The sequence below is a fragment of the Streptomyces sp. NPDC044063 genome, from assembly GCF_056434285.1.
The window spans coordinates 691,286-700,874 of record NZ_JBWKFM010000001.1; the positions used below are offsets into that span (position 1 = coordinate 691,286).

The following is a 9,589-nucleotide window of genomic DNA, read 5'->3' on the forward strand; positions in this document are numbered from 1 at the left end:
ATACGAGTGACACCCACGCAAGGCACCGCCGTTTGCGGTGGTTTCGGAATCGGCCTTGCGGTACAGCGGTTGACGCCAAGCCGACGATCATGGACTTGAGGCCGGTCGTGGTGAGCGACTATGAGGACAGTCGCTGGAGCCATTCCGTCAGAAGTTGCTGTTCGGCTTGGCTGAGGGCGTTCTGGCCGGGCAGTGCTGCGCGCAGGGCGCGGGCAGCACCGCCCGGTCCCGGTTCCTCCACAGCCGGTTCCTGGGTGGTGATGGTGGTGATCATCGATTCGCGCAGGGTGGCAAGGAGCGCGGGGTCTCGCTCGGGCTCGGGGACGGACTGCCAGGTCAGGACGGCGCCGCTGGCGGTGGCGTGGACGATCTGGGCTGCGAGTCCCTCTTCCATGCGCAGGAGCCCCGCGGCGGCGATGCGGCGGATTCGATCCATGAGGTGTTCGAGGCCGATCCGGAACACTGTCGTGGACCGGGCGGGTTCGCCGTACATCAGTGTGTACAGCGCGGGGTTGGTCAGTCCGAACTCGACCACGGTGTCCCAGCCGTCGCGCAGTTCCTTGACCGGATCTTGCGGTGCGGGTTCGATCTGCTGTTTGGCTGCCAGGAACCGGGTGAAGCCGTGCTCAGCCACTGCGTCCAGCAGCCCCTTCTTGTCGCCGAACAGCCGGTAGAGGGCCGGCGGCTGCAGTCCGGCGGCGTCGGCGACTGCCCGGGTGGTGACCGCGTCGCGGCCTCCGCCCTCCAGCAGGCCCGTCGCGGCGTCGATGATCCGGCGGCGCGTCTGCTCTCGCACGGCGGCGCCGGACTCCGCGGCGCGTTGGGTGAGGGTCGGTTCAACAGGCATGGAAGCAACGGTAGCGTCATCGGGGCTGGGGCGCTATCGCTGTTATCGATCTCATGTTACCGTCGAAATTGTCGACGGTAACGTTGAATGAGTTTCACTGGAAACGTCAGTGTGGGGAGAACCGTCATGTCCGACCGTTTACGGATCATCGGGGTGGAAGAGACCGTCGTCGTACCGGCCGTCTACGAGGCGTACCAGCGGGCCGGATCACCGCAGATCTTCTCGCGTGGCTTCGGGGACAGCCCGATCGCGAAGAACCTGCACGATGCCGGCGAGCAGCGGCTGGCCCACATGGACGACCAGGGCATCGACGTCGCCGTGCTGTCCCTGTCGTCTCCAGGCGTGCAGGACCTGCCCGAGGCCGACGCCGTCGCGGTGGCGCGCGAGGCCAATGACCAGCTCGCCGAGATCGTCGCCTCCCGGCCCGACCGCTTCCAGGCGTTCGCCGCGATTCCCACCCAGTCACCTGCCGCGGCCGCGGCCGAACTGGAGCGCGCCGTGTGTGAGCTGGGCTTCCCCGGCGCCATGCTGTACGGCCGCACCGGGAACAAGCTGGCCGACCACCCGGACAACGACGAGCTGTACGCGATGGCCGAGCGTCTGGCCGTGCCGCTGCACTTCCACCCGCAGACACCGGTCCAGCCCGTCATCGACGCCTACTACTCCAACCTCCCCGAGCCCATGGGCCCCGTTCTGGCCGGAGCCGGGCTCGGCTGGTACTACGACCTCGGTGTCCAGTACCTGCGCATGATCTTCTCAGGGGTCTTCGACCGGTTCCCCGACCTGCAGGTGATCGCCGGGCACTGGGGCGAGATCGCGCTGTTCTACCTCGACCACACCGGCTTCTTCGGCGAAGCAGGCCGCCTGCGCCAGCCCCTGGCGGACTACTTCAAGCACAACTTCTGGGTCGCCGGCAGCGGCACCAACAGCCCCCGCTACCTGCGCTGGACCGCCGAAGTGATGGGCACCGACCGAATGCTGTACTCCACCGACTACCCCTTCACCTACGGCTTCCGCCCCGGCGGTTTCCCCTACGTCGACACCAGCAACGGCGAAGCCCGCTCCTTCCTGGAGAACTCGCCCTTCACCGACGAGCAGAAGGCCGACATCGGCCACCGCAACTGGGAACGCCTCACCGCCCGCGCCAAGCGCCCGACGGCCTGAAGCCCCAGGGGCTGGCTGGAACACGCCACCACGCGTTCCGGCCGGCCCTCACGGCCCCGCGGTCCTCGCCATCCCCGCCTGACGGCCTTGAGGGCTCGTGCGCCGTTCGTCGACGCCCTCGTAGAGACGCTGTGAATAAGGGGTCAGGTCGAAGCAGAAGATGACCATGTTGTTGATGCCGCTGCTGTCGTCGGCGTCGGTCCGGGGAGATTTCCGGCAGGGGGCACCCCTCACCGCCGCCCCGCGGCCTCCCACTCCTGGTGCCCGGTGTGGACGCGGTGCCACAGCTCCGCCCGCGCGGGGGCGTCGATGTCGGTCAGGTCCAGCCGGAACACGCCGGTCAGTACGTCGTACCAGTCGCCGGCCGAGTCGATGGTCCGCTCGTCCATGCCCCCGGCGTCGATCCGTTGCAGCACACAGCCCCGCAGCATGTCCACGCCCTTGGCGTCGCGGAGGAAGGCGGTGAAGACCCGGACGAAGGGGGACTCGGGGGAGGTGGACAGCCAGGTATGGTCCGTGGCGAAAGAGGACAGCTCCACGGGGTCCGGGGCGAAGTCCATCGCCATGAACGCGCCGCGGGGGTCATGGGTGAGCCGCCAGCCGCCGGGCTCCGCCACCGACGAGGTCAGCGCGAAGGTGAACGGCCCCTGGATGTAGCTGCCTTCGCGCAACGGCAGCGGCTCGTGCATCGCGTCGGCGAGCCCGGTGTCGACCAGCCACCGCTCGCCGTCGAGCCGTACGGTGAGCGCGAGATGGTTGCCGGTCGCGCCCGCGGGGTCCTCAGGGGTTGACTGCACGCCGGCCCGGTGCAAGGTGACGTCATAGCCCAGGGCCGTCAGCAGCGCGCTGAAGGCCCCGTTGAGGTGGAAGCAGTAGCCGCCGCGCCCGCGCATGATCCGGGCCACGGATTCCGCGGCGTCGATGCTGGCCGGTCTCCCCAGATGGATGTCGAGATTCTCGTAGGCGACCCGTTCCACCTGCGCCCGGTGCAGTGCCCGCAGTGCCTCGGCGGTCGGGGCCGCCGGCCGGGCCACCCCTAACACGGCCAAATATCCGTCGACGTCGATCATGCTGCCTCCTCGCTGTCCGAGCGGATGATCAGCATAGTCGCCGGTACCGCCGCCCAGCAGCGTCAGAAAACTCCCCGGAGCGACGGCTGGAGGGGGTCCGGCAGTCGCCGTTCGTGGGCGCGTGACGGCCTGGTGAAGATGTCCTGCCCGCCGATGCGCGGCCAGACGATGGGCTGCGCGCGGCCACCGTCACTGACCACACATCCCGGTCGGTGGCCGGTGGCCGGTGGCCGGTGGCCGGTGTCCGGTGCGCAGCAGCCGGTCGGCCATGGCTGCGGTCGGCGCAACGATGGACGCAGCCCGCCTGGTGGTCTCCATCAGGACGTGGTGCTGGTCGGGTTGCGCATCGGCGCATAGTAGTCCGAGCTGTGCATGAGTGCGATAGCGGGGCGGTGGGGGAAGGTTCGCAGCAGTGCGGGGGTGGTGCCGAAGGCGAAATGCTGCAGGTACACCACCCCGACGTCGCCGGCATCAAGGGTTTTGGCAAGGGCGCGCTGCAGGGCGGCGACGTAGCGGTGGAAGGCCGGGCCGGTCAGGCATTTGCCGACCACCGGCAGGAGTTCGAGCCCGGCCGGGCGGACGGGAACTGGTGAAGTACCTGCACAAACGCGCCCGCGACTGGGGCCACGGATCCTGCTTCAACAAGCCCGTGAAGTGCGCCTGGTGCAGGCAGGTACGCGCGGTCCGGGCCCGTGATTGCCGCGGACGGCCCTACTGCGAGCGATGCCCGCTCCCCGACGGCGACACCACCCAGGCAGGCCCTGCTTGACCTCGGACAGACTGACGGGCCAGCAGCTGCGCCTGACGGCTCTCGGGCATCAATTTTTTTCGGCAAGGCATGTCTGCCGCCCCTGTGTCCACACTCTGCCTGGCCGCTTACCCGGCCGCCTCCGGTCTGCAATCGCTAATTAAGGAAGTTGACCCCCATGCGGGCAGCCGTGTTCGCGACAGTGTTCAACGGGATAACGACAGTCCTTCGCGAATCGCCTCAGGACCTCAGTCACCCGTGCGTGTGCTGAATGCCCGTCGGTAGGTCTGAGGGCTTACGCCGACTACCTGCTTGAAACGGTCCCGAAACGTCGTACTGGAGCCGAATCCAGTCTGGTGACCTATGCGCTCGACGGTGTGGTCAGTGGTCTCAAGCAAGTGCTGCGCTTGGCGGACGCGGGCACGGTGCAGCCACTGAAGGGGGCTGGTGCCGGTCTGCTCGCGAAAGCGGCGCATGAGGGTACGGGGGCTGGTACCGGCGTGAGCGGCAATGTCGGAGACCGTGAGGTCACGCGCGAGGTTCTCCTGCAGCCAGGCCAGGAGGGGTTCGAGTGCCGAGCCACAGGGTGCCGGAGTATGGCAGGGGTCAATGAACTGGGCCTGGCCACCTTCTCTCTCCAGGGGCATCACGGCCATACGCGCGGTATTGGCCGCTGTGGCGGAGCCGTAGTCGCGGCGGACCATGTGCAGACACAGGTCGAGTCCAGCGGCGGCGCCCGCGGAGGTGAGGATCTGCCCGTTGTCGACATAGAGGACGCGAGGGTCGACTTCGACGGCGGGGTAGGTGCTGGCCAGCAGATCGGCGCAGGACCAGTGTGTGGTGGCGCGCAGGCCATCGAGCAGTCCTGTGGACGCAAGAGGGAAGGTGCCGATGCAGATGGAGGCGATCCGGGCGCCGCGGGTGGCGGCTGCCTTCAAGGCGTCGCGGGTGGCCGGCGGTAAGGGAGCGAAGCTGGTGGTGCCTGGCACGATTACCGTGTGGGCGTCGCCGAGGCCGTCCAGACCCCAACTCGCGCGCAGGGTGAAGGGACCTGCTTCGATGTCCGTCTTCGGCTTCTCGGCGCAGATGCGGACGTGGTAGCCGGGACTGCCATCTGCCTGGTAGGTACGGGTGAAGACCTCCAGCGGTGTGGCCAGGTCGAAGGGCACCACCTGATCAAGGGCCAGGATTGCGACGGTGATCATGGTGTCAATGTAGTGCCGCCCCTGCCTTGGGCCGCCTGCGCTGGTGCATCGCCGATTGGCGGCGGGCTGCCGCCCTCCTCTCCTATTGATCGTTTCGCTCTACGAACTGACAGTCCGCTATGCCCGCCGAGGGCAGGCCACCCGGTGGATGGGGTTCGCCGCGCATCTCACCGAGATCTGTGCGACCGGCGGCGCGAACGTGATCACAGATGTGGCCACCACCTCGGCCACCACGTCATGGATGGAAAACGGGGAGGCGATCTTGTCGCGGGCGGCCGGCACCTTGGTGAGGTCCACCAGGATCGACTCGTCGTAGCTGTCGCCCTCACCGGCTGCCCCCCCCGGCACGCAACGGGGGCAGCGTCCGTCCCGGCGTGCCCTCGGGTACGGCCGCGCTGTTGTGCAGCGAGGCATCAGCGTGGCGGCGGCCTCGTGTTCATCGCCCACTTGTCAGCCTGCGTACGGCGCAGGCGGCTTCGCATCCCCGGCTCATGCCGGAATCGAGCACGCGGAGCGGCCCCTGGCCCCCCGCGATCGATTCTGCGCCGACCGATGCGTAGCGCTCTCCAACGAGAAGTCACCCCGAACAGCGGGCGAGCTGTGGGACTGGGCGAGGGCGGGGCCTTCTTCGGGCGGGAGAAGCGCAGCCATCTCCGCTCGAGCAGAGCCTGTCCGGCGACGTCTGAACAGTGGCTCCGGCATTGGAAAGTGATCCAGAGCCAGTTTTCGAACGACGTCCACCCTGTGCGTCGTCCAGGCCGGTGATGTCAGGCTTCGTCGTTCTCGTGGTCGTAGTAGATGTTTCCGTCTTCATCGAGGTGGGGGTGAAGCGGGGAGGGAGGGTGGCTGTTGGTGTCGGACGGGCGTGGTCCTTCGGGCCCGTCGGGGCCCCAGCGCAGCAGTCGGCGGGCGCGGCAGATCCGGTAGAGGGTGCCTCCGACCTCGAGCTGGTTCGCGCGTTCGGTCCGCAGCCGGTCGGCTGCCTGCGCGTACTCGGCCAGTTCTCCGGCCGCGGGATCGGTTCTTTCCGCGGCCACGGTGCGGGCGTCGACCGTTCTGTCGTCGGTTTCCCAGGGGATCAGGCCCTGCCGGCGGGGCTCGAACCAGGTCAGGGTGAAGTCCAGCGACTTGCGGGCGTCGTGGGCACTGGCGTTCGCACCGCCGCCGACCCTCCACCCGAGACCGTCCTGTTCCACGACCCTGAACACCGCAGGCAGCAGCATGACGTCCGGATGGGTGGTAAGCGCCTGCTGGGAGTCCCTGCGCACCTCCTCGGGGAAACGGTCCCCGTCGTAGTGCAGATCGCGCAGCGCCAGCCGCTCCGCGGCCGCGGCGGGCGTGATGGGCGTTTCGGGGTCCAGGACCAGCCCGTCATCGATCCGCGACTGCCTGGTCCCGCGGTCCCAGTCGGGGACGGCGGGCTCGGGGTCGGTCGGCCGGGGCTGCTCGATGCCGTCCCGCCCCAGCCCGGCGTACTCCTCGGCACGCACCACCCGGTAGCGGGTCTGGAGCACGGTGAGCTCATCAACGCGTTCGCCCTCCAGCCGGGCCACCGCCGCCAGCAGGGCACGCCGCTCCGCCGCGCCCTGTGCCTCGTCCTTGGCTCGGAACCACAACAGCGAGTTGAGGCTGTCCCGTGCCTCCTGCGGACAGCAGGCCTTCACCGCGACCACCACCCGCCACCGCGGTGCCTCGCTGTCATCCTGTGCGGCCACCCCGAACAGCGGCCCCCGCACCAGCACCGTGGTCACATCCAGCGCGGCGTCGAGCGCGTCGGCCTCCACGACCGCCTCCACCGGACCCTGCGGATACCTGACCACGATCGGCCGCATCCAATCCGGACTCATTTCCCCATGCCCCATACGCTCATCCTGCCGACCGCAGGCAGCGCTCATTGCGGGATTTCCTGAATTCCCAGGACTGCGCCACGGCCGCCAAGGCCGCCACCGTCTCATCGGCCGCGAGGTCCCGGGTGACGTCGACCTTCTCCTTCGCCGTCAATGAACCTCTTTCAGCCTGTTCCGCAGGGGTGAAGTGGTCTGTCGGTTGGGGTGTTGGTGACATGGCAGAGCCCCTTGTCGTTGGGGTGTTGATCTCACTCGACACCGGCGCCAAGGGGCTCTGTTGGTTCCGTATCCTGCCGTGCTCGATGTCCCGCACGAGCTGGTCGAGCATGTCTCCTGGCTGATCCACGCCCGCAGGCATGAGCTGAGGTCACCATGGAGGAGGCTGGGCTGCTTCAAGCAGGCCCTGCTCGTGTTGGCACATCTACGGAAGAACGAGACGTCCGCGCAGGTAGGTGCCGGTTTCGCGGTGTCGCAGTCCACGGCCTGGCGGTACGTCGACGAGACCCTCGAGATCCTCGCGGCGTGGGCACCGGGTCTGCGCGAGACGCTCGTCGGGCTGGGTGAAGGAGACTTCGTTGTCGCTGACGGCACCTTGGTCCCCACCGACCGCATCAAGGCGGACGAGCCGTACTACAGCCAAAAACACCGGCGGCATGGCATGCACGTGCAGGTCATCGCAAGACCGGACGGCACTGCGCTCTGGTTCTCCCGCGCAACGCCGGGCCGGACCCACGACCTGACCGCGGCCCGCGCCCACGGCATCGTCCAGGCCTGCCCCACCAGGGAAATCCTCGTCCTGGCCGACCGGGCCTACCAGGGCGCCGGCGCCACCGTCCGCACCCCCTACTACCGTCACCGTGAACAACCCGAGCACTACCAGGAATTCAACCGGGACCACACCCGCCCGCACGCCCCCGGCGAACGCGCCTTCGCCCGCCTCAAGTCCTGGCGAATCCTCCGCCGGGCCAGATGCTCCACCAACCGCATCAGCCGCACGGTCCAGGGCCATCCAGACACTCTTGACCCGCGACTATTCAGGATGAAAGAGGTTCACTGATGAGCGACATGCCCACGCCACGTGGCGAGGTGGTGGCGGGTGGTGAGAGTGTCGGGGTGGCCTTTGCCGAGTACCCGCTCCTGGTCGGCAAGCAACTGCTCGTAGGCGGCTGCGGCGCCTACCGCGTCCCCCGCCTCCTTACGCCAGTGGGCAAAGTTGGCCCTGACAGTGAGGGTGTCGGGGTGATCTCCGCCGAGCACCCGCACCAGAGCGGGGATGATCTCCTCCTAGACCCCGGCGGCGCCGGCCGCGCCCCCCGTCTCCTCGTGGCAGTTGGCGAGGTTGGCCCGGGCGATCAGGGTATCGGGGTGGCCTTCGCCAAGCACCCGCACCAGAGCGGGGACGAGCTTCTCGTAGACCTCGGCGGCGCCGGCCGCGTCCCCCGCCTCCCAACGCCACCGAGCGACGTAACGCCGGGTGGTGAGGGTTGTGGGGTGGTCCGCCCCCAGCACGCGCTCCTGGCCGGCCAGCAGCTGCTCGTAGGCGGCGGCCGCACCGCTCGCGTCCCCGGCCTCCCCACGCCACCGGGCGACGAATCGCCGGGTGGTGAGGGTGGCGGGGTGGTCCGGCGCCAGCACCCGCTCCTGGTCGGCCAGGAGCTGCTCGTAGGCAGCTGCGGCGCCTACCGCGTCCCCCGACTCCCCACGCCAGCGAGCGAGATTCCTCCAGGCGGCGAGGGTGTCGGGGTGGTCTTCGCCGAGCACCCGCACCAAGTCGGGGATGAGCCTTTCGCAGACGGCTGCGGCGCCGGCCGCGTCCCCCGCCACCCCATGGCAGTTGGCGAGGTCGGCCCGGGCGATCAGGGTGTCGGGATGGTCCGACCCCAGCGCCCGCTCCTGGCCGGCCAGCGACTGCTCGTAGGCGGCCCCTACTGCGTCCCCCGCCTCACCACGCCAGAGGGCAAGGTTGGCCCTGACAGTGAGGGTGTCGGGGTGGTCTTCGCCGAGCACCCGCACCAGAGCGGGGACGATCTCCTCGCAGACGGCTGCGGCGCCGGCCGCGTCCCCCGCCGCTCCATGGCAGTTGGCGAGGTTGGCCCGGGCGATCAGGGTATCGGGGTGGCCTTCACCGAGCACCCGCACCAGAGCGGGGACGAGCCTCTCGTAGACCCCGGCGGCGCCGGCCACGTCCCCCGCCTCCCACCGCCACCGGGCGACGAAACGCCGAGTGGTGAGGGTGGCGGGGTGGCCCGACCTCAGCACCCGCTCCTGGCCGGCCAGTAGCTCCTCGTAGGCGGCTGCGGCGCCGCTCGCATCCCCCGCCTCTCCACGCCAGTGGGCGAGGTTGCTCCGGGTGGTGAGGGTGTTGGGGTGGTCCGGCCCCAGCGCCCGCTCCTCGCTGACCAGTAGCTGCTCGTAGGCGGCTGCGGCGCCGCTCGCGTCCCCCGCCTCTCCACGCCAGTGGGCGAGGTTGCTCCGGATGGTGAGGGTGCGGAGGTGATCTGGGCCCAGTACCCGCACCAGGTCGGGGATGAGCCTTTCGCAGACGGCTGCGGCGCCAGCCGCGTCTCCCGCGCACCCACGCCAGCGAGCGAGGTTGTGGCGGGTGGTGAGGGTGTCAGGATGGTCCAGCCCCAGCACCCGCTCCTGGTCAGCAAGCAGCTCTTCGAAGGCGGCTGCGGCGCCGCTCGCATCTCCCGCCCACCCACGCC

Annotated in this window: 9 protein-coding genes and 2 pseudogenes; 2 read left to right on the forward strand and 9 right to left on the reverse strand. The window is 69.2% G+C overall.

Features of this window, described 5'->3' with window-relative positions; genetic code table 11:
• Nucleotides 1–118 precede the first annotated feature (118 nt).
• A complete protein-coding gene (locus tag AC07BS_RS03195; protein WP_478638079.1) occupies nucleotides 119–847 on the reverse strand; it encodes a TetR/AcrR family transcriptional regulator in 729 nt (242 codons plus the stop codon).
• Between the two features lie 126 nt (nucleotides 848–973).
• Between AC07BS_RS03195 and AC07BS_RS03200 the strand changes: the two genes are divergently transcribed.
• Nucleotides 974–2,011 carry an amidohydrolase family protein gene (locus AC07BS_RS03200; RefSeq protein ID WP_478929783.1) on the forward strand — a complete coding sequence of 346 codons (1,038 nt, stop codon included), beginning with the start codon at nucleotides 974–976 and terminating at the stop codon, nucleotides 2,009–2,011.
• 230 nt (nucleotides 2,012–2,241) lie between these two features.
• Here AC07BS_RS03200 and AC07BS_RS03205 read toward each other — a convergent pair whose 3' ends face one another.
• The 6 genes and pseudogenes from AC07BS_RS03205 to AC07BS_RS03230 all read right to left on the reverse strand — a co-directional run bounded on the left by AC07BS_RS03205 (nucleotide 2,242) and on the right by AC07BS_RS03230 (nucleotide 7,035).
• Complete coding sequence (locus AC07BS_RS03205) at nucleotides 2,242–3,081, reverse strand: arylamine N-acetyltransferase family protein (RefSeq protein ID WP_478929785.1); 840 nt, start codon at nucleotides 3,079–3,081, stop codon at nucleotides 2,242–2,244.
• 317 nt (nucleotides 3,082–3,398) lie between these two features.
• Nucleotides 3,399–3,632 (reverse strand): hypothetical protein, encoded by a 234-nt coding sequence (locus AC07BS_RS03210; RefSeq protein ID WP_478929787.1) that lies wholly within the window; start codon nucleotides 3,630–3,632, stop codon nucleotides 3,399–3,401.
• Between the two features lie 445 nt (nucleotides 3,633–4,077).
• Nucleotides 4,078–5,034, reverse strand: coding sequence for a GlxA family transcriptional regulator (locus AC07BS_RS03215; RefSeq protein WP_478929789.1), 957 nt, complete (start codon nucleotides 5,032–5,034; stop codon nucleotides 4,078–4,080).
• Between the two features lie 234 nt (nucleotides 5,035–5,268).
• Nucleotides 5,269–5,364, reverse strand: a pseudogene (locus tag AC07BS_RS03220) (chemical-damaging agent resistance protein C); the annotation flags it as partial.
• A gap of 437 nt (nucleotides 5,365–5,801) precedes the next feature.
• Entirely contained in the window at nucleotides 5,802–6,866 is a 1,065-nt protein-coding gene (locus AC07BS_RS03225; protein WP_478929791.1) for a DUF5954 family protein, read from the reverse strand.
• 34 nt (nucleotides 6,867–6,900) lie between these two features.
• Entirely contained in the window at nucleotides 6,901–7,035 is a 135-nt protein-coding gene (locus AC07BS_RS03230; RefSeq protein WP_478929793.1) for a hypothetical protein, read from the reverse strand.
• Nucleotides 7,036–7,155: 120 nt separating this feature from the next.
• On the opposite strand from AC07BS_RS03230, the pseudogene AC07BS_RS03235 reads away from it, so the two are divergent.
• Nucleotides 7,156–7,924: pseudogene (locus tag AC07BS_RS03235) on the forward strand (transposase family protein).
• 7 nt (nucleotides 7,925–7,931) lie between these two features.
• Here the strand turns inward: AC07BS_RS03235 and AC07BS_RS03240 are convergent.
• Together AC07BS_RS03240 and AC07BS_RS03245 are read right to left on the reverse strand one after the other, a co-directional pair.
• Complete coding sequence (locus AC07BS_RS03240; RefSeq protein ID WP_478929795.1) at nucleotides 7,932–8,144, reverse strand: hypothetical protein; 213 nt, start codon at nucleotides 8,142–8,144, stop codon at nucleotides 7,932–7,934.
• Nucleotides 8,145–8,165: 21 nt separating this feature from the next.
• Nucleotides 8,166–9,589 (reverse strand): tetratricopeptide repeat protein (locus AC07BS_RS03245; protein WP_478929797.1); only part of this gene is annotated, 1,424 nt, incomplete at its 5' end.

Coding starts and splice junctions, on each gene's coding strand:
- AC07BS_RS03200 (WP_478929783.1), top strand. CDS start 974: ATGTCCGACCGTTTACGGATCATCGGGGTGGAAGAGACCGTCGTCGTA.
- AC07BS_RS03215 (WP_478929789.1), bottom strand. CDS start 5,034: ATGATCACCGTCGCAATCCTGGCCCTTGATCAGGTGGTGCCCTTCGAC.
- AC07BS_RS03225 (WP_478929791.1), bottom strand. CDS start 6,866: ATGCGGCCGATCGTGGTCAGGTATCCGCAGGGTCCGGTGGAGGCGGTC.
- AC07BS_RS03205 (WP_478929785.1), bottom strand. CDS start 3,081: ATGATCGACGTCGACGGATATTTGGCCGTGTTAGGGGTGGCCCGGCCG.
- AC07BS_RS03195 (WP_478638079.1), bottom strand. CDS start 847: ATGCCTGTTGAACCGACCCTCACCCAACGCGCCGCGGAGTCCGGCGCC.